The 19,326-nt window shown below is 45.1% G+C and carries 13 protein-coding genes; 9 read left to right on the forward strand and 4 right to left on the reverse strand.

Annotated elements, in window-relative coordinates:
* Positions 1-43 precede the first annotated feature (43 nt).
* On the reverse strand, positions 44-4,303 hold the full coding sequence (locus Q4Q57_RS10105; protein WP_311890739.1) for an EAL domain-containing protein: 4,260 nt from the start codon (positions 4,301-4,303) through the stop codon (positions 44-46).
* Between the two features lie 283 nt (positions 4,304-4,586).
* Positions 4,587-7,376, reverse strand: a complete 2,790-nt coding sequence (locus tag Q4Q57_RS10110) for an insulinase family protein (RefSeq protein ID WP_311890740.1) — start codon at positions 7,374-7,376, stop codon at positions 4,587-4,589.
* Between the two features lie 169 nt (positions 7,377-7,545).
* Between Q4Q57_RS10110 and sixA the strand changes: the two genes are divergently transcribed.
* Positions 7,546-8,016, forward strand: a complete 471-nt coding sequence (sixA, locus tag Q4Q57_RS10115; protein WP_006082236.1) for a phosphohistidine phosphatase SixA — start codon at positions 7,546-7,548, stop codon at positions 8,014-8,016.
* A 125-nt stretch (positions 8,017-8,141) separates the two neighbouring features.
* Here sixA and smrB read toward each other — a convergent pair whose 3' ends face one another.
* Positions 8,142-8,672, reverse strand: a complete 531-nt coding sequence (gene smrB, locus Q4Q57_RS10120) for an endonuclease SmrB (RefSeq protein ID WP_006085471.1) — start codon at positions 8,670-8,672, stop codon at positions 8,142-8,144.
* An 80-nt stretch (positions 8,673-8,752) separates the two neighbouring features.
* On the opposite strand from smrB, the gene prmB reads away from it, so the two are divergent.
* From prmB to Q4Q57_RS10150, 6 genes are all read left to right on the forward strand, one after another.
* A complete protein-coding gene (gene prmB, locus Q4Q57_RS10125) occupies positions 8,753-9,697 on the forward strand; it encodes a 50S ribosomal protein L3 N(5)-glutamine methyltransferase (protein WP_311890741.1) in 945 nt (314 codons plus the stop codon).
* Between the two features lie 124 nt (positions 9,698-9,821).
* A complete protein-coding gene (gene aroC / locus Q4Q57_RS10130; protein ID WP_311890742.1) occupies positions 9,822-10,916 on the forward strand; it encodes a chorismate synthase in 1,095 nt (364 codons plus the stop codon).
* A gap of 104 nt (positions 10,917-11,020) precedes the next feature.
* The gene (locus tag Q4Q57_RS10135) at positions 11,021-12,196 is read left to right on the forward strand and encodes an MFS transporter (protein ID WP_311890743.1); all 1,176 of its coding nucleotides are present in this window, start codon (positions 11,021-11,023) and stop codon (positions 12,194-12,196) included.
* A 61-nt stretch (positions 12,197-12,257) separates the two neighbouring features.
* Positions 12,258-13,436: an ATP-NAD kinase family protein gene (locus Q4Q57_RS10140; protein WP_311890744.1), complete on the forward strand. Its 1,179-nt coding sequence runs from the start codon at positions 12,258-12,260 to the stop codon at positions 13,434-13,436.
* A gap of 4 nt (positions 13,437-13,440) precedes the next feature.
* Positions 13,441-13,725: a YfcL family protein gene (locus tag Q4Q57_RS10145; protein ID WP_012089592.1), complete on the forward strand. Its 285-nt coding sequence runs from the start codon at positions 13,441-13,443 to the stop codon at positions 13,723-13,725.
* Entirely contained in the window at positions 13,715-14,461 is a 747-nt protein-coding gene (locus Q4Q57_RS10150) for an RNA methyltransferase (RefSeq protein ID WP_311890745.1), read from the forward strand. The genes Q4Q57_RS10145 and Q4Q57_RS10150 overlap by 11 nt, the downstream gene beginning before the upstream one ends.
* Positions 14,462-14,556: 95 nt before the next feature.
* On the opposite strand, the gene mnmC is transcribed toward Q4Q57_RS10150, so the two are convergent.
* Entirely contained in the window at positions 14,557-16,683 is a 2,127-nt protein-coding gene (mnmC, locus tag Q4Q57_RS10155; RefSeq protein WP_311890746.1) for an FAD-dependent 5-carboxymethylaminomethyl-2-thiouridine(34) oxidoreductase MnmC, read from the reverse strand.
* Positions 16,684-16,821: 138 nt separating this feature from the next.
* On the opposite strand from mnmC, the gene fabB reads away from it, so the two are divergent.
* A complete protein-coding gene (gene fabB / locus Q4Q57_RS10160) occupies positions 16,822-18,033 on the forward strand; it encodes a beta-ketoacyl-ACP synthase I (protein WP_259528160.1) in 1,212 nt (403 codons plus the stop codon).
* Positions 18,034-18,193: 160 nt separating this feature from the next.
* Positions 18,194-19,324: a 4-phosphoerythronate dehydrogenase gene (locus Q4Q57_RS10165; RefSeq protein ID WP_311890747.1), complete on the forward strand. Its 1,131-nt coding sequence runs from the start codon at positions 18,194-18,196 to the stop codon at positions 19,322-19,324.
* The last annotated feature ends 2 nt before the right edge of the window (positions 19,325-19,326 follow it).

Genomic DNA, 19,326 nt, shown 5'->3' on the forward strand with positions numbered 1-19,326 from the left:
TGTGCCAATGTTGTGAATCGCAATCAAATTGAGAGTTAAATGATTAGGTAATGTTGCTTTTTGTGTTTGACTTTATCATGTCTTCTTGGAGTAACAGGGTAAATTCGGTCTCTTTTATGGCCTTACTAAAAATATAGCCTTGAATTTCTTCACAGTTGAGTGCTCGTAAAATATTCAATTGTGCTGCTTGTTCTACCCCTTCTCCCACAACAGAAAGCCCCATGTTATGGGCGATAGTGATAATAGAATCGACCATTTTGAGATCGCGATCAGACTTATCAATATCGTCAACAAAAGCTTTATCAATTTTTAAAGTATGAATCGGGAAACGTTTTAAGTATGAAAGGGACGAGTACCCAGTGCCGAAATCATCGAGTGCCAAACTAACGCCCATTTTAGCCAGTTGCTGCATGACAATAATCGCCGTTTCCGGCTGCTTAATGACAGTACCTTCAGTTATTTCTAATTCAAGGTGACAAGCGGGGAGTTTGGTGAGTCTTAAAATTGACTCTATTCGTTGTTGGATATCGGGGAGTGCAAATTGACGTGACGATAAATTGACGGCGACTCTGCCGCTGAATATTCCTTGTTCACGCCATTTCTGCGCTGCGAAACAGGCTTTGCGTAAGACGATTTCACCAATTTCAACAATTAAACCGTTTTCTTCAGCAAGTGGAATAAAATCATTTGGGGGTATCAAGCCATGTACTGGATGATTTAATCTGACTAAAGCCTCCATGCCTGCAATTTTACCGCGCTTAAGATCAACCTTAGGCTGATAATAAACTTCAAATAGATCATCTTTTAAGCCTTCACGGATAAGATTCTCTATTTCTAACTGCCTAATCGCATGTTGATTTAATGACTCTGAATAAAACTGATAGCAATTACCTCCTGCTGACTTTGCATGGTACATAGCAATGTCAGCTTTCCTCAGTAATGCTTGCTCACTTTGCTCATCTTCTGGAAATAGTACTATACCAATACTTAATCCTAGGACTAGTTGTTCATTACTCACTTCAAAAGCGGGTTTTAACCCTTCGATAATACGGTTAGCAATCGCAGCGCTGGCGCTTATATCTGAGCCTTTATCTAATACAATGGCGAATTCATCTCCGCCTAGACGGTAAATACTGGTGTTTTTAGGAAGTAATGACTTAATGCGAGCAGCAACGAGCTTTAATAATGTATCTCCAATCTGGTGACCCAAGGAATCATTTATACGTTTAAAATTATCAAGATCAAGTACCATTAACGCATGGGCTATTTCTCGATTCACTAGGTTACTTAAGGTCACTTGTAAGTTGGAGCGATTTGGGAGTCCGGTTAAGAGATCATTATTGGTTAGTTTTCTAAGCTCTTCTTCTTGCTGTTTCCGTCGCGAAATATCCGAAAAAACCCCGACATAGTGTGACAATTCGCCTAACTCATCATAGATAGCATCGATAGTGAGCTCCATGTGGAAGTGACTTTTATCTCCTCTTGCGGCTTCGACTTCATTTGCCCAGCGACCTTGTTGCTTCAACATGGTCCTGATTTGGGTGGAGAAGGTTTCAGGATATAAATCAAATGTGAGTACGTTGCCAATAAAATCAGTTCGGTTACGTAATGAAATCTTACAGCAAGCTTCATTAACTTCGACAAAACGGTATTCACCGTCGAGGATAAACATGCCTTCAGAAATATTTTCAATGGCTTTTTCAAAGAGTTTTAGTTGCTCTTCTTTTTGTTTAAATTGACTAATGTTTTTAATCGTACCTGTCATACGCAGGGCATTATCTTTGTCATCCCGCTCTACAATTTTGGCGCGGTCTAAGATCCATACCCAATTGTCGTCTTTACCTTTTACTCGGTATGCGGCTTCGAAATGATCTGTTTCACCATAAAAATGCTTATTGAGCGCTTCTCGAACACGCTCTTGATCCATTGGATGTATATTGCTCTCTTCATCTGATTTACCAGAACGGTGTCCATCACGGGGAAATTCAAGTGCTCCCCAGATATTTGAGCGGAAAATGTTGCCAGTTTCTATATCCCAGTCCCACATTTCATCACCACTTCCCCATAAGGAAAGTTTTAATCTTTCTTCACTGAGGACAATTTGTCTTTGCGTCTCCCTACGACGTAAAATGGCTTTTACTATCACAAATGAAATGAATATTGTAATTACTACATATATAGATTTTGCTTGAAATGATGACCACCAAGGAGGTGTTATTATGACAGCAAGCTCCTTTGTTGCTGCTTTTTCACCAGAAAGGGAGTTAACGGCATATACTTGAAAATTATATTTACCTGGCGATAGGTTTGTATATGTAGCAGAGTTTGTTCCATTTGCTGATATCCATGTATCGGAAAGGCCATACATTCTGTAGTGGTAGTTGGTAGAGGAGTCGTCTGACATAGGTGATATAAAATTAAATGAAAATGGATAATCTGAATATTTTAAGGTTATTTCATTTTTATTTTGATTTTCTTTGTTAAAGAAGTTGCTTTCTTTTTCTTGTATTATATTAAAGACTAAGAATTCTGATATTTCAGTTCTGTTTATCTTGCTATTATTAATATAGCTCACAGTATTAATTGGAGATACTAAGCTAACTCCATTTATACCAGCAAGTAAAATATAACCATTAACCTCTATTCCACTCGGCGAGTTATATTCATACTGACTTCCATTTGATGTTTTTAAGGTGTATGACTTCTTGTTTTTCTTTTCATATATAATAACTTCACTCAGTGATGCCGCAGTTAAAAAATCATTACTATCAACGATGGCGTAAATTTCTTTTTTATTAGAAAATACTTCAGAAATACTATTGTTTTTTGCATTGTAGAACATTAACGATGTAGATGTTCCAAAATAAATTCCATTATCGCTTTTTACTATGCTGTATGTTATTTCTTCACTTAAGTTTTTTAATAATCCATTTTTATATTCTTTAAGGCCCCCCTGACCTGCAACATAAATAATATCTGTCGACTCTAATTCAATATCAAAAATTGGCTCGTTTTTTTTAGTGTCAACACTACTGATTATTTCTCCTTTACTGATAATCAATACTTTTCCATCAGATGTTCCTGCAGCAATTAACGAGTTATCTTCATTGCTAGATAAGGACGAGATTGATTTTTTACTAATCAATTTTACAGTATCTATTGTCTTCAAAAACAATCCATTATTAGTCCCGAAATAGAGCCCGTCATCATTCAATATTGCATATTTATATCCTTGACTTTGTGTGTCGAAACTTTCTATTAAACTAAAATTGTTGTCAAAAAGATCTATTTTTTCGGATTCGGATGAGACGAGAAATCCCTGAGGGTTCTTTGTAAGATGCCAGGCATTATCTTTTACTAAATTAGTTTGCTGTACTAGGTTATTAACGTTTCTTATAATAATAACGCCTTGATCAATGCTGCCCAATATAAACATATCTTCTGTTGCAAGAAATGAAGATATTTTATCAGTGCGATCTGAAGATAGAAGTCCTACAATGGCATTTTTAGAAATATTAACAATGTTTTCGTTAGTGAAGCCATAAATCGTATTTTTATATTTTGTGAGTTGAGAGAATGCTCGTGGATCTATTTTTACTATTTCATTTTCTTCGTATTCATATAATCCATCACTGAATGATATTAGCATTGTCGTGTCATTCTTTTGCTCAAAATCCATTGTTTTTCGAGCTATCTCTTTTAATTCACTCCCGCTTAGTTCAAATAATGTGCCTGCATAGTCTCTTATATAATAATCGTCGCCTACTTTTATCGTTTTTTTAATTTCACTTAGGCCTTTCTTTGAAAGTTCATATGTTTTTTCTTTGTTACTTATATCAATAATTGCTTTGTTGGTTCCAACAATTAAACTCTTATCACTTGAGTTGAGGCTCCAGACTGGGGAGTCATTTACCGACAGACCATAATGAGAAAATGATTCTTGCAGTTTATCATATACGACTAGACCACTATCGGTTCCAACATACAACACGCCTTGCTCATCAATGAGTAAACTTCTGATAAAAGAACTGGGAAGGCCTGTTCTGGCATCATTAGCATAAAAATGCTTAAAGTTTTTCCCATCAAATCGATTAAGTCCATTAAATGTTCCAATCCATAGATAGCCATCATGGTCCTGGACTATAGACGTAACAGTGCTTTGGGAAAGTCCTTGCGGGACACCAAAAGATTGTGATTGGAGAATAATTGGAGATTTGTCAGAAAAGGGCGATGCGTTTACGTCTTCGAATGCATGCAAGCCAAAGAAAGCGAGCAAGACGATTTTAAAGAGTGCTTTAGGCATAGTGTTTGTTCTTATTATCCGAGGATGCCATGAAACAATTGTGTTACATCACTTTTCCAGAAAGTGAGGGCTTTGTCAAAGCGGAGGCGGCTAAAAATCCTTTTAACAGCATGTAGATGCAGCAAAATTGTTCGCTGTAGAAGGGGGAGAACATGGACTAGCCATGTTTTACATTAGTATTACGCCCAACCGTGATAGATACAACTATAGTTGGGCCAATTTGTAGCGGTTTTGTTTGTTTGTCCAATTTTGTGAACAAATGTGTGTGTAAAAGTGTTTTTGTTTAGAAATTAAACTTCTCTGCCGTTTGCTTAAACGTTTTGAGATCTGTGATCATTTTTTCTGACTGCAACGCCGCTTGGGTTCTGTGCTGTTCACCCGTGCTAAATAAGACTAAGCGGTCACTGTGTTTGGTGCGCATTTTACGCATCATGAATTTGAGTAAATCAGTGCGGGTGAGCTTAGTGATTTCGTCTACGACCAGTTCTCTTTGGTTAAATTGATAATCTCTGTTGCCGACACTGACCCAATATCGTTGGCTGCGAGTTTTGAGGTTCGCATCGTGCTCCATGATCTGACTAATAAGACCGACCTTAGTGCTTTCCCATTCTTCGTTGGTGATTTGCATCACGGCGTAATTAAAGTCGGCAATAAACTCATCTATTGCCTCTAATAAATGCAGTGGTCCAGTCGTAGGTGACTGGATATAAAAAATGAGTCCTGGATGGCGATTGAGCGGCAGATAACCTGTGCCAACCATGTAGCCTAACTGTTTCTCGGTGCGCAGTTCATGGAAGAAGGTGGACGACATAGTGTGGTTCAGTAAGCTAAATAGTGCCATTTTTTCTGGCGTTGCTACTGCGGATTGGTAATACACAATGATCGCGCTATCTTGATGATCTATTGCAAGTTCTCTAAGTAAGGTGCCTTGGCCCGTTAAATTGACTAATTCTCTGGTGGACTCGGCGCTTGGCGTCGAAACCAAGGATAAAATGTGCTCTAAGCGTTTACCGAGAGCTTGTGCTTCAGAGACTAACCAATCCCCGTAGACTAACCCTTCAAGATAGATCTTCTCGTAAAAGGCGCGTACATGGTTATGCAAATCTTCAAGGCTTATGTTTTCGAGCATTTGAGCCATGCGGGCAGGTTCATAACTGCTTTTTTGTAGCGTGACAGTCAGACTAGTAAACAATTGCGAAATAGGTTTAGCCTGCGCTAGATTCTGCCAACTGCGCAGTAGTTGAGATTTAATTAGGGCAAAACGTTCTTCAGTAAAATTACGCTCTCTGGCTTTGTGGATTAACAAGGCCAACAGGGTTTCTTGATTACCGGTAAAGCCCGATAAATGCAGGGTTATACCACCTTGATGCGGATAAATATTGTAGCTTAAGCCCGCAACTTCGGCCTGATAGGTTGGTTCAGTCAGATAATCGAGCAGCATTTCAACATACAGGCGGGTGAGGGCGGCATGTTTTGGTGTTTTACTCGCCTGCTCTGAGTCCAGCGACAAATACATGTGGCCTTTGGGCACATTAAACTCATCGTCTTTCTTGTGCCAAATACGGTATCCCGTCGATTCTGCAACGATCACTGGTACATCGACATCGCTCTTATCTGGTCGAGGAATGGAGTCGGCGACGATAAATGGGTTTGCTGCAGGTAATTGTAATTCTGGGCGAATACTGCTCACTTGCCAACGAACGAGGGACTGAGGTGCAATAGGGCGCACTTTATAGGGCGTGTGATACCAGTTGGCTTTACGATCCGTTTTAACCGATTGCGCGATAAGCTGCAGACGCATATTGTGAGGCGTCATTAGCCCGAGTAGGGCTATGGTTTCTGGAATATCCAACCCATCCATTCGATAGTCACCAAAGACCAAATCTTCGACTTCATAATGATGCATATTGATACTGAGGTGGCTGGCCAAATCGAGTGATTTAACTTGCTCTTGGTAACGAAACGCCATTTTGAGTAAGTTTGCGCGCTCTAAATAACGCCATTCATCTAAGCCTTGGGTTTTGATGAGCTCAATATACTCAAAACAGCAGCTGATAATCTCATCAAGATTCGCTAGTCCCTTATCGGTTAACTGTAAACCGATACTGTAATCTTTGAAGTTATAACCATTTACGCCGCCGCCCGCAGACAAGTTATTCACCAGTCCCTGCTCTTTAAGATAGGACAACAGGCTGCCATGGCTCTCATTGCCTAAAATATGGCTGATATAAGTCAACGGTTTACGTTTGTAGTAGTGGTCAATGCCTGGGAAATTAAAGCTGATGCTTAAGCGTTTTTGCTCCTTAAGCGGCACGATATCGATTTGGGTTAACAGCTCATTTTTCGAAAACAGCGGCACTTGAGGATAGTTTTTCACTAAGTTCAAGTTTCGGATCCCGCTAAAATAATGGCTGGCTAACTCTTCTAATTCGTCGAGGGAAAGCGGCGCGACTAAGCACAGGGTCATTAAGTTGGCGCTGTAGTGGCTTTGATAGAAATCGAGTAATTCGCTACGTACCTGTGCTTGCTCTCCGCCTAAGGTGACTAAGTTACCCACGGAAAATTTTGAGAAAGGATGCAGTGGATTAACTGTCTCTTTGAGCACTTGATAGGTACGGCGAATATCGTCTTTCAGTTTTAAACTAAATTCAGATTCAATAGCTTGGCGTTCTCTATCGACCAGTTCTAAGTCAAATTTAGGGGCGATAAAAAATTGGCTGAATCTGTCTAAGGAGTCGGCAAACACGTCTTCATTGATGGTGAAAAAGAAGTTAGTGTGTTCAGTGCCCGTCCAAGCGTTATTGCTGCCGCCATGTTGGTTGATAAAGGCATGGTACTCGCCTGAGTCGGGAAATTTTTCGGTACCAAGAAAGAGCATATGCTCTAAAAAGTGCGCCATGCCGGGTCTATCTGCGGGATCATCAAAATGACCCACGCCTACAGCCATAGATGCGGCCGCTTGGCTGGCATCTTGATCTTCAACCAATAACACCCTAAGCGCGTTATCTAACACAAGATAACGATACTGACGGTGATCATTTGGACTTTTATAAATGGACTGAGAGGCTTGCAAAGAGACACTCCGATAACGATAGCTTGTTATATATTGATAGTCTTAATGGTTTTTAGCAAATATCTCTTGTGTTTATCGACTAAAGATTAAGTCTTACAAGGTTTGTTGAAATGGATTTTAGGGCTACAATTGGGATAAAACAAAAACAAGTTTGAGTCGCGAGAGAAGTATGCAGCTATTTTTGATGAGACATGGTGACGCCGGATTTAATGCTCAGTCTGATAGAGACAGAACACTGACCGATGTTGGAAGGCACCATACTGTGTTGATGAGCAACTGGTTGGCTCGCAGTGTGACTGATTTCGATCTTGTTTTGGTGAGTCCTTACTTACGTGCACAGCAAACTTGGCAGGAGCTGAGTCAGCATTTTCCTGAGCCGCGTAAGTGGTTAGTCGCTGATGATCTTGTTCCTTCTGGCGATCCCGCCAATGTAGCCGCGTTAGTTGTAGCCTACGCTGAGTTATACAAGGCGGATAAAGTGCTAGTGATTGCTCACATGCCGTTATTGGGCTATTTAGTCAGTGAGTTAGTTGCTGGCGTTGAGCCGCCGTTATTTGCCACTTCGGGCATTACACTCATTGATAAACATGCCGAGCAAGCCTCAATCGTGTGGCAGCACGCACCCCACAGCATTAGCTAGTCTTGATTTATATTCCTTTTACAAACGAAACGGCCCACTGAATGTGGGCCGTTTGTTTTCGGTAAACGTAGAAAACTCGCTAAACCTCTAAATCTGAAACGTTAATGTTTAAAGTCGATAGCGAGTTAACGTCTATGCGGCTGCTCACCAATATCAATCAGCACTAATAACGCCGCATCGCCGCCCCATTCTTTAGGTGCTTGATGGAAAGCCTTCACCATAGGATGCTGCACTAACCACATGGGGACTTGTTGTTTCAATATGCCACTGCCGTAGCCGTGCATAATGCAGCAACACAGGCTTTGCTGTTTAACGCAGGCTTGGATCAGTGCCGCTAACTCAAGTTTGGCTTCCGATTGGCGATAGCCGTGCAAATCCAGCAGCAAATCTGGCTGGTAATCTCCACGTCGTAGGCGTTTGAGTTCTAGGCTATCAATCCCTTCCTCTAACCAACGCATCGGTCCTTGTACTGGCAGTAGCGGCTGATAAGTATCTGAGAAATAACTGTTAGCATGCAGTTGCTGCTCTTTCAGTTCTATTTCCTGTTTGGTTTTTAAGGGCGTGCGAAAGTGTCGCTTATTTTGCGTGATGGGTTTAATACCATCGATAAGCGCTGAGAACATCGCCAAGCCTTCTTTGTCGTCGTCTTTATTCATGGCGGGTATTCTATTGAATCCTATGGTTTCTGAATAGAGTTCAGTTACAATGTTCGCGAACAAACTAGCGGGAGCACGTTTTGGATAAGATCTTTGTAGATGAAGCTGTGACAGAATTACGCACTATTGGCGATATGTTACGTTGGGCCGTGAGCCGTTTTAACGACGCCAATGTGTATTATGGTCATGGTACTGATAACGCGTGGGATGAAGCCATCGCCTTAGTTTTCCATGCTTTACACTTACCCGAAGAAATCGGCCAGCAAGTGATTTTAAGCAACTTGACCAGCAGTGAAAAGCATAAAATTGTCGAGTTGATTATTCGCCGTGTCAGAGAGCGCCTACCTGTGCCTTACCTGACCAACAAAGCGCGTTTTGCTGGACTTGAATTTTACGTCGATGAGCGCGTGTTAGTGCCACGTTCACCGATTGCTGAAATGATCGCCAACCGTTTTAGCCCTTGGTTATACGGCAAACCGGTAACCCGTATTTTAGATTTATGTACTGGCAGCGCTTGTATCGCTATCGCCTGTGCCTACGAATTTGAAGACGCCGAAGTTGACGCGCTGGACATCAGCGAAGATGCCTTAGATGTGGCGCAAATCAATATTGAAACCTTAGGCGTGATGGACCGAGTATTCCCGATGCAATCGGATTTGTTCTCGGCCATCCCAGAAGACCCTCAGTATGATTTGATTGTCTCAAACCCACCTTATGTGGATGCCGAAGACATTGGCGACATGCCAGATGAATATCATCATGAGCCTGCCATCGGTTTAGCCTCTGGTCGCGACGGCTTAGATTTAACTAAACGCATACTGGCCAATGCCGCGCAATACCTCACGCCAACGGGTTTACTCGTAGTTGAAGTCGGTAATTCTATGGTGCATTTGATTGAGCAATTCCCAGAAGTGCCATTCACTTGGATTAACTTTGAAAATGGCGGTGATGGCGTATTTGTTTTGACCCGCGATCAACTGGTCGAAAATCAGTCAGTGTTCGGCATTTATCGCGACGCAGAATAACCTAAGATAGCAAATTAGGTTGAGACTTTTCCCGCTGCCAGTTAGGCTTGCAGCGGGAAAATAAATTGTCCAGTGGTCGCTGGACACGGAGCGATGAACAAATAACCTAAGGTGTACAAAGCGGATGTCTGGAAACAGTATTGGTCAAAATTTTGTAGTGACGACGTTTGGTGAGAGTCACGGTGTTGCACTGGGTTGCATTATTGATGGTTGCCCACCCGGGCTTGAATTAACCGAAGCCGATATGCAGCATGATCTTGACCGCCGTCGCCCAGGGACATCCCGATATACCACGGCCCGCCGTGAGCCTGACGAAGTGCGGATTTTATCCGGCGTTTTCGAGGGTAAAACCACGGGTACTTCAATTGGACTCTTGATTGAAAATACCGATCAACGCAGTCAAGATTACTCTAATATCAAAGATTTATTCCGCCCTGGACACGCCGATTATACCTATCAGCAAAAGTACGGTATGCGTGATTACCGAGGTGGTGGCCGCTCGTCTGCCCGTGAAACCGCGATGCGCGTTGCGGCGGGTGCTGTGGCTAAAAAGTATTTGAAGCAAGTTCACGGTATCGAGATCTATGGGTTTATGTCACAGCTGGGTCCTATTTGTGCGCAGAGTATTGATCTTGACCAAATTGAGCAAAATGCCTTTTTCTTCCCCGATGCCAGCAAGCTTGAAGCGCTTGATGAATACATGCGTGAGCTGAAAAAATCCGGTGACTCCATTGGCGCGAAAATCTCCGTTATCGCGACAGGCGTGCCAGTGGGGTTAGGTGAGCCAGTATTTGATCGATTGGATGCTGATATTGCTCACGCGCTGATGGGCATCAATGCCGTTAAAGGTGTTGAGATTGGTGATGGTTTTGGCGTAGTGACTCAAAAGGGCTCCGAAGGTCGTGACTTAATGTCGCCGCAAGGCTTTGAATCTAACCATGCGGGCGGTGTGCTCGGTGGGATTTCATCGGGCCAGCCGATTATTGCCCATATTGCGTTAAAACCCACATCAAGCATCAGTGTGCCGGGCCAAAGTATGACGGCGCAGGGTGAAATGGCCGAAGTTGTCACTAAAGGTCGTCACGATCCTTGTGTTGGGATCCGCGCGGTACCGATTGCCGAAGCTATGCTTGCCATTGTGTTGATGGATCACTTATTAAGACACAGAGCGCAAAATCAGGATGTGCGTAGTCATACGCCCGTTCTCGGAATGAGATAGGGGTATGCGATAGGAGCATGAGACTGGGGTATGAGATAGGCGCATGTGATAGATGGTATGCGATAACGATACAACAAGTGGCATGAGATAAAGGGAATGCGTTAATGTCAACTTCTTCTAGCACAAGCCGGCAATTACGCTGGCTTTGTGCCTGCTATTTTTTCTTCTTTTCTATTCTTGGTACTATGGTCCCTTATCTTGGGGTCTTCTTCGAAAATCGCGGTTTTAATCCTCAAGAAATTGGCTTTTTACTCGCCATCCTGATGGCGACGCGCATCGTTGCCCCGAATGTGTGGGCCAAAGTGGCTGACCGAACCGGGATGCGTGCCGAGCTTATCAAAATGGGGGCGGGAGCCGCCGCGCTGGCGTATTTGAGTTTTTTCTACCATGGCGGTTTTGTGTATATGGCGCTGAGTCTGGCCCTCTATACTTTCTTTTGGAACGCAATCCTTGCCCAGCTTGAAGTGATCACCTTAGAAACCTTAGGCGAGAATGCCAGCCGCTACGGTCAAATTCGCAGTTGGGGCAGTGTTGGTTATATCTGCCTGGTTGTCGGTGCGGGCTTTGCGATTGGCCACTGGGGCACAGAAGTGCTGCCTTATATCGGTTTCTCATTATTTATTGGCATGTTAGCCAGTGCGTTGCCATTACCAGCAAATCGCTTAGTGCGTGACACCAGTCAAGTGCGGCCGCCATTACAATGGAATAGGGCGATTATTTGGTTCTTACTCTCGGCGATGTTGCTGCAAATGAGCGCAGGGCCTTTCTACGGCTTCTTCGTCTTATATTTAAAACAAGCGGGTTACTCAGAATCTTCAGCGGGGATATTTGTGGCCCTTGGCGCTATGGCCGAGATTGTGATGTTTATGTTCGCGCCGCGTTTACTCGGCCGCTATGGCGTTAATACTCTACTCATTGTCAGTATCGGCATGACTTGCTTGCGTTGGTTGTTGGTCGCCTTTGGGGTAGATAGCGTGTTGTGGCTAGGTGTTAGTCAATTATTACATGCCTTTACCTTTGGCTTAACCCACGCGGCATCGATTCAATTTGTGCATAAACATTTCGATGCGAGTCACAGAAGCCAAGGTCAAGCCCTGTATGCCAGCTTAAGTTTTGGTGTTGGCGGCGCGCTCGGCACTTGGATTTGTGGCTATATTTGGGGCGATGGAAGCGGGGCGGTTTGGTCTTGGGTATTTGCAGCAGGATGCGCCTTTGCCGCTATGCTGGCGGTATTCTTTATTCCTACGGATAAACCGAGTGTTGCAGCCCATACGGCCTAGTCATATCCATTAAGATAAAAGTATAAAAAAAATCAAAAAATTGTGTTAAGTGAGGTAAAGGTTGATTCGGTTTCGTTTAGGGTTAGTTGTCAATCCATTGGCTGGCTTAGGTGGCAGTGTTGGCCTTAAGGGCAGTGATGGCGTTGCGCAAGAGGCGCTCGCCTTAGGCGCTGAACCCAAAGCCGCTTTGCGTATGATGCAGGCCCTTGAGGTTATCCGTGATTATGCCGATGACATCGAAGTCATTACCGCTTCGGGCATCATGGGTGAAGACGCCGCTAAGTCACTGGGTTTTACCACGCGAGTGGTGTATCAAACCCCAGATAAAACACAGGCACTGGATACGCAGGCCGTTGTGCGCGCGCTGCTGGATGAACCACTGGATTTACTGCTCTTTGCCGGTGGTGACGGCACTGCTCGCGATGTTTACTCCGTATTTGAACAAGCCACTATCGACGACAAACTCCCCGTGCTTGGCGTGCCTGCTGGCGTGAAAATTCATTCCGGCGTTTACGGTATTACGCCCCATGCCTCTGGCATGGTGGTCAAGATGTTACTCGATGGCGAACTCGTTAGTTTGATGTCCGCCGATGTGATGGACATCGACGAGGTGGCTTTTCGCCAAGGCACAGTGCGCGCTAAACGCTTTGGTGAGCTTTTAGTACCCGCCGAGCCGCGCTTTGTGCAAGCGGTGAAGATGGGCGGCAAGGAAGTCGATGAACTCGTGCTGGCCGATATCGCCGCCGATGTGATCAATCAAATGGAAGATGAACTGTACATCATGGGCTCTGGCAGTACGGTTGCCTTTGTGATGGAAGAGTTAGGTCTGGATAATACGCTATTAGGTGTTGATCTTATTCAAGATAAAAATCTTGTCGGTAGTGACTTAACCGCAAATGAATTACTCGAACTGACCCAAGATAAGCCGACTAAGTTGGTGATTACTTTAATTGGCGGTCAAGGCCATATCTTAGGGCGCGGTAATCAACAATTGTCGCCTGAGCTGATTCGGCGCATCGGAAAAGACAATATTATTATCCTCGCCACAAAAACTAAGTTAAAAGCACTTGATGGACGACCACTAATTGTGGATAGTGGCGACCCTAAATTAGATAGCGAGCTTGGCGGCTATTACAAAGTGACGACGGGCTACCATGATTACGTCATGTATCAGGTGGCCAATCCAGATTTATTGGTCGCAGCAGATGTGTCGGCCAATCCAGTATTAATGGAGAGTTAGACCCATGTTAGAGCATTACGAAGACGCATTAGAACAGTGGATCGCCAGTGTAGTCAGCCATGGTGATGACGATGCTTTGTTTGCCTGTGGCTACTTACAGGGTCATGTCGCCGTTGTGTTATCGCAACTTGAAGCACAGGGTGAAACCGATCTTGATGCTTTAATGCTAAAAATGACCGACTGTTTAGCACTCGCGCGCCAAGAATTAAACGATGCCGATTATGCCTTGGTTGAACAGGCATGGGCACAGTTGCATGCATGGATTGTAGGCGAATTAGATGTTGCCTAGGGTTATGCCTATGACTGACGATGAGCGAGTGACTAATACCGAAGTGGCTAACACTGAATTAGCCAGTGAGCAAACGCTCGATGCCAGCGCGGTATTTATCGGCTTAGTGAATCCTAAAACGCCCGTTAACGTCGGTGGCATTATGCGCGCATCGGGTTGTTATGGCGTCGATGGCGTATTTTATACCGGCAGGCGCTACGAGTTAGCCGCGCGCTCGGGTGCGGCGCAATATCATGTCGATACTAAAGATGCTGGCGATCGCATTCCGCTCACTGGCGTCACTTCATTACTCGCCTCGATTCCGGCTGACACTCAGCTTATTTGTGTCGATTTGGTGGTGGGCGCAACGCCGCTGCCGGATTTTGTCCATCCCGCGAAGGCCTTTTATGTGTTTGGTCCTGAAGATGGCACTATTGGCCAAGAGATTATCGATAAAGCCGATGCCGTAGTGTATGTGCCTACGGTAGGGTGTATGAATCTTGCTGCGTCGGTCAATGTGTTGTTATACGACAGATTGGCGAAATCTCACCGTGAGGCTGCAAGCCTGACATCGGGCCTAGTACCCTGTCTTAGCGGTGATACGCTTATTCGTCAGAGTCGCGATAACAACAATCGTACTCGGGTAAAAGTGCCCAGAGCGCCGCGAAAACCTCGACATGCTGAAGCTAGCAGTCTTAAGTCTAGCAAAGTAGAGCCTAGCAGCAGTGATAGCACTATCGTCATCACAGCCGCTTAAGTGGTTTACTGAAAACATTTAAAAAAGGGATTAAGCCATGGCTTAGTCCCTTTTTTATAGCGCTGAGAAACTTTATTTTTCTAGCGATTGATTGCCTAGAGCGCTTTACCCTTGAGCAATTTTCGCAGCCACATGCGATTGGGGTTGAGTTTACACAGGGTGGCTTTATCGAGCGGTATTGGTTCGCCGCAAAGCTGCGCCGCAAGACATTCGGCGGCCAGAGGCCCAGAACTGAGTCCCCGTGAGCCCAACCCGCCAAGAATATACAGTCCTTGATGCACCGGCGCTGGCGTGGTTTGCCAGTAGTGACGACTCTCTTTAGTGAGTTGATGTTGCTCATAATCCTCAAGGATTTTGGCCACATCGGGCGCGCAGCCCATCATAGGGAAATGATCCCGCGTCACCATACGCACGCCAACACGGGCATTGTTGCCACTCATGTCGATATCTTTAAGCCAGCTTTGGTTCGGATAACTCTCGTGCATTTTGGCGAGGTTTTCTTGTTGTTCCTGCGGGCAAAAATCTAAATGCTTGGGTTCTTTAACGTAACTCGCACCAAGGCAGTGGAGTCCTTGGTGACTTGGCGTTAAATAACCGTTTGCGCACAGCACAGTTGCGAGCTGACTCAATTGAAATTGAGCGGGCACATGGCTGACTTGGCCGCGAAAGGGGCTAATTTGTAATTTGTTGCTGGCATCAAATTGTGTCAATTCTGCGCCATTGGCGAGTACAAGTTGCGCGAAGGGCCCGAAACGTTCCTTTTCAGTTAACAAAACCCAGCCATCGCTTTGGCGTTCAATGGCAAGGATGTCGGTATTGAGCGATACACTGATATCGGCCAGTTGCATCGCTTTTTGTATCGCAGCTTCGGCATATTCAAATGGACACACCCAGCCACCTAAGGGATAAAAAAAGCCTGGCTTATCGAGATTGATCTTGGCAATTGCATTGGCTTGCTCAGCATCGACGGCGTAGGCGATTTCACTTGGCCAAGGTTGGCCTTGAATGATTTTATCGAGTCGTAATTGGCTGCGTTCATCGTGGGCGGTTTGCAATACGCCGCAAAAATCATGGGAAATCGGCGTCTGATTGCCGGCGGGGGCGGATGTCAGCGCCTGCACTCGACGTCGGCTAAATAAAAATGCCTGTTGGAAAAAGCGGCTTAGCTCGTCATTTTCTGGGGTCAGCAGCGGATAAATGGCTCCTTGGCGATTGCCCGATGCGCCTTGGCCTAGCTTGACATCTTTACAAAATACCTGTGCACCTTGGCCGCGCTCAGCCAAAGACAGCGCCAAATGCGCCGAGGCTAAGCCGCCGCCTATGATGGCAATCGAGCTTTGCACCGCCGAGGATAAGATTGCAGCCATAGGATTAAAAGCATAGGCTTTAGCGTCTTGCTGACGTAGGACTTGGCGCTCGTGAAGCAGTACGGCGTCAGGCTGGTGGTTAATCAGTGTGACTGGCTGATGGATACCCAGAGCTTTGGTAGCAAGCTCATTGATATCGCTCACAGTAAAGCCACAGGCTTGGAAACGGTTGATTGTTGTTTCGCTTAATTCGCTTGATTCGCTTAATCCAATCGTGGCAATGGTCGCGCTATCGTCACTGAGTTTTGCCATCTGCCAGTGGCTTTGATGATGTAGCGCCTGTAGCAGGTGAGGCAATATCAACCAGTGTTGAACCGGATGCATTGGCGAATGGCTGAGTGAACTGAGCTGGGTTTGAATATCACCAAAGTGCAGGTCGATAGTGATACGACCGTCATCAAAAATTAATCTCTGGCAACCTATAATAGCCGTCGGCTCAGCATCGAGTAAGGTTTGAGCAAGCTGGCTGAGCTCAGGTTTACACTCTAACGCTGACGCTTGCTTTGATTCAAGATTTGGCTCGAATGGGGTTTCTTTCACAAGAGCGAGTGATTGATCCCAAAGTGATTTAAGTTCGTACGCATTAATCGGATTGGGTTCGAACACCTTAAGGAGTAAACGTTGGCTAGGATTCGCCTGAGTGCGCCACCAAGATAAGACTTCAAGCCCGTTACCTAAACCAATTTGGCCTAATATTAAGAGTTTTTGCTGTGAATGAGCCTCAAATACCCGCTGCTGATAAATGCTCAACTTGCTGAGATAGTGTGCATCAGTGTGAGCTGTTGCGGGATAAAGGTTGATTAATTGCTGGTAATCACGCTTAATTTGGCAAGGTTTATTGGGCTCTGCAGTCAAAGAAATTTACTCTCGGTCTCATAATTGGCATTATTTTACTCGCCTTTATGGAAAGCTGACCACTTAATTGAGTCAAAACAGATACTATTGGCTCAGCGAAAAGTAGGTACTGACATGTACACAATGGATAGCAATAAAATGAAAAGAGTCGTGATCACCGGAATGGGTGTTGTTTCAAGTATCGGTAATAACAAGCAAGAAGTGACCGAGTCACTGAAAGCGGGCCGCAGTGGTATTACGCATTCAGCTCAGTTTGAAGAGATGCAGTTACGTAGCCACGTATGGGGTGACATCAAGTTAAACCCAGCTGAGCATATCGATCGTAAAGCGCTACGCTTCATGGGCGATGCCGCTGCCTATGCTTACATTGCGATGCAAGAAGCCGTTAGCGATGCCAATTTAACTGAAGAGCAGTATTCAGATCCGCGCGTCGGTTTGATTGTCGGTACAGGCGGCGCATCATCGTCTAACCAAGTGCAATCTGCCGATACACTGCGTGAAAAAGGCGTTAAACGTGTTGGTCCGTATATTGTGCCTCGCATCATGTCGAGCACGGCCAGTGCTTGTTTGGCTACGCCATTTAAAATTAAAGGCATGAACTATTCTATCAGTTCAGCCTGTGCAACCAGCGCCCACTGTATTGGTCACGCCGTTGAACTTATCCAAATGGGTAAGCAAGACATGGTGTTTGCCGGTGGTGCTGAAGAAGTGGATTGGACGCTGACCATGGGCTTTGATGCTATGGGCGCACTGTCAACTAAGTATAATGCCACACCAGAAAAAGCCTCTCGTACCTATGATGCAGACCGTGATGGTTTTGTGATCTCTGGCGGCGGCGGTATTTTAGTGGTTGAAGAGTTAGAGCATGCTCTGGCTCGCGGCGCAAAAATTTACGCTGAAGTGATTGGCTATGGCGCGTCTTCAGACGGTTATGACATGGTCGCGCCATCGGGCGAAGGCGCAGTGCGTTGTATGCAAATGGCCATGGCCGATGTTGATACCCCAATCGATTACATCAACACTCACGGTACTTCAACGCCAGTGGGCGACGTACGTGAATTAGAAGCGCTACGTGAAGTATTCAAAGACAAGTGCCCACCGATTGCATCGACTAAGTCTATGACAGGTCATGCTTTAGGCGCTGCTGGTGTACATGAAGCGATTTACAGCTTAATCATGATGGAAAACAGCTTTATTGCCCCAAGCATCAATATTGATAATCTGGACGACGCGGCGAAAGATATGCCTATCGTTCGTGAATATCGCGATGCTGAGCTGAATACAGTCATGAGTAACAGCTTTGGTTTTGGCGGTACAAACGCCACGTTAGTGATGCGTAAATTCAAATAAGTTTGTTTATCAAACGCGATAGAAGGGAAGCTTAGGCTTCCCTTTTTTATGGGCGTTTTATGTGAACCTGTTGCAGAGGCAGGGATTTATCCAATTAGTCTTGTTAGAATACCGAGCATCTTGATGCCTTCCATTCCCACTTTTATCCGATCAGGTGCCCATGAAGATTTTAGTCGATGAAAATATGCCCTATGTTGAACCGCTATTTGGCGATCTCGGGGACATTATTCCTGTTAACGGCCGCACGTTAACCGCAGAGCAAGTGCGCGAGGCCGATGTGCTATTAGTGCGCTCGGTCACCAAAGTGAATGCCGAGTTGCTCTCAGGCAATAACAAGCTGAAATTTGTCGGCAGTGCCACCATAGGCACAGATCATGTGGATTTAGCCTATCTTGCTGAGCGTAATATTCCCTTCTCTAATGCACCAGGTTGCAATGCGACTGCGGTTGGGGAGTTTGCTTTTATCGCTATGCTGGAGTTAGCGCAGCGCTTTAATTCGCCGCTTAAGGGCAAGGTCGTCGGCATAGTGGGCGCGGGCAACACTGGCACTGCGACGGCAAAATGTTTGCAAGCCTATGGTATTAAAGTACTGCTTAACGATCCCATTAAAGCTGCAGAGGGCGATCCGCGTAGTTTTGTGAGCTTAGAAACCATCATGGCGCAGGCCGATATCATCAGTTTGCATGTGCCAATCACGCGCACGGGCGAGCATAAAACCAAACATTTGTTCGATGAGGCGCGCTTAAAGGCACTCAAACCCAATACATGGTTAGTGAATTGCTGCCGCGGTGATGTGATAGATAATCAGGCGCTTATTAAAGTGAAGCAGCAACGTGACGATCTTAAATTAGTGCTCGATGTGTGGGAGGGTGAGCCAATACCGATGCCTGAACTGGTGCCACTGGCTGAATTTGCCACCCCGCATATTGCAGGTTACAGCTTAGAAGGTAAGGCGCGCGGCACTTTTATGCTTTATCAAAAACTGTGTCAGTTGCTGAATGTGGCTGCCGATAAAAGCCTGCTGGATCTCTTGCCAAGCTTTAACATTAAGGCGGTCGAACTTGCGGCAGCGCCGAATGAAAAAGCCTTATTACAGCTTGCGCGCTTTGTCTATGATTTGCGCGACGATGACAAGATGTTTAGAAATACATTCTTAAATGAGAATGGCTTCGACACTATGAGAAAAAATCACCAACATAGACGCGAATTTAGTGCATTGGCGCTGGCTTATGACGGTCAATCTGAGGTAGATTGGTTGTCCAATTTAGGTTTTTCAGGAGTCGGTCAGTAGCT

Source organism: Shewanella sp. SP2S2-6, from assembly GCF_031931965.1.
Taxonomy (GTDB): domain Bacteria; phylum Pseudomonadota; class Gammaproteobacteria; order Enterobacterales; family Shewanellaceae; genus Shewanella; species Shewanella baltica.

Coding starts and splice junctions, on each gene's coding strand:
- Q4Q57_RS10135 (WP_311890743.1), top strand. CDS start 11,021: ATGTCAACTTCTTCTAGCACAAGCCGGCAATTACGCTGGCTTTGTGCC.
- Q4Q57_RS10145 (WP_012089592.1), top strand. CDS start 13,441: ATGTTAGAGCATTACGAAGACGCATTAGAACAGTGGATCGCCAGTGTA.
- fabB (WP_259528160.1), top strand. CDS start 16,822: ATGAAAAGAGTCGTGATCACCGGAATGGGTGTTGTTTCAAGTATCGGT.
- Q4Q57_RS10105 (WP_311890739.1), bottom strand. CDS start 4,303: ATGCCTAAAGCACTCTTTAAAATCGTCTTGCTCGCTTTCTTTGGCTTG.
- Q4Q57_RS10165 (WP_311890747.1), top strand. CDS start 18,194: ATGAAGATTTTAGTCGATGAAAATATGCCCTATGTTGAACCGCTATTT.
- smrB (WP_006085471.1), bottom strand. CDS start 8,672: ATGAATAAAGACGACGACAAAGAAGGCTTGGCGATGTTCTCAGCGCTT.
- Q4Q57_RS10150 (WP_311890745.1), top strand. CDS start 13,715: ATGTTGCCTAGGGTTATGCCTATGACTGACGATGAGCGAGTGACTAAT.
- aroC (WP_311890742.1), top strand. CDS start 9,822: ATGTCTGGAAACAGTATTGGTCAAAATTTTGTAGTGACGACGTTTGGT.
- sixA (WP_006082236.1), top strand. CDS start 7,546: ATGCAGCTATTTTTGATGAGACATGGTGACGCCGGATTTAATGCTCAG.